Source organism: Streptomyces sp. NPDC056296 (assembly GCF_042268605.1).
GTDB lineage: Bacteria > Actinomycetota > Actinomycetes > Streptomycetales > Streptomycetaceae > Streptomyces.
Window position 1 is genome coordinate 45,859 of sequence record NZ_JBHJRX010000033.1, and the last position, 988, is coordinate 46,846.

Genomic DNA, 988 nt, shown 5'->3' on the forward strand with positions numbered 1-988 from the left:
TTTCCCCCCCCCCCCCCACAAGACACCCTCCTCCCCCCCCCCTCTCCCCCGCGAGCACGGTGCGGGGCGCCGTCGGGTGGCGGCCACGGCTGTCGCCGCCCTTGTCATGCGCGCGGCTCTTCCTCAGGGGGCGTCGCTATAGTTGATATCCACTACCGGACGGCCGAGGCGAGGGATACACCGTGGCGACACCCCGAGGGGCCCTCCAGCCCATCACGTCACGGTCCGTGGTGGAGCAGGCCACCGAGGAGCTGCGGCGCGCGATCCTGACCGGCGCCCTGGCCCCAGGTGCGGAGTACTCGCTGCGCGAGCTGGCCGGCATGCTCGACATCAGCTTCATTCCCATCCGCGAGGCGCTGCGCAGTCTGGAGAGCGAGGGCCTGGTCATCATGCGGCCCGGCCGCAGCGCCGTCATCGCGCCGCTCGACCTCGACGACCTGCACGGCATCTACCGGCTTCGGCGCGCCCTGGAGCCGGAGATCGCCCGGCGTTCGTGCGCCCTCCTGACGGACGAGGAGCTGGACCGGCTGGAGTCCCAGGCCACCGAATTCGGTGCCCGGGAGCACGGCATGGCGGACATCTACGACGACCACCACGCCTTCCACCTCGCGCTGCTGGCCCCGGCCGCGAGCGCCTGGGACATCCGCGTCCTCACCACTCTCTGGCGCGCGGGGGAACGCTACATCCGCATCGGCTTCGGTCAGCTCGACCCTGATCCCGCCGAACACGAGCGGCGGGGCAAGGCCCACACGGACCTCCTGGCGGCCTTCCGCACCCGCGACCCCGCCACGGTCGCCGCCGCCGTCGAGCAGCACCTCGCCCGCAACGAGAAGATCGCCTTCTCGGCCCTGTCCTGAACGCGGCCGCCCCTTGTGGGGGGGGCAGGGAGGGTGAGACCAGGAAGACAAAAGAGGGGGGGGGGGGAGGGGAGGAGAACATGGGGGCAAAGAGGGGAGGGAAAAGGGGGGGATCAGCGCGAGACGCGAGG

General features: G+C 71.7%; 1 protein-coding gene. It reads left to right on the forward strand.

Annotation, left to right across the window (positions count from 1 at the left end; all coding sequences use genetic code 11):
- Positions 1–182: 182 nt before the first annotated feature.
- A complete protein-coding gene (locus ACFCZF_RS24005; RefSeq protein ID WP_375924032.1) occupies positions 183–857 on the forward strand; it encodes a GntR family transcriptional regulator in 675 nt (224 codons plus the stop codon).
- Positions 858–988 lie beyond the last annotated feature (131 nt).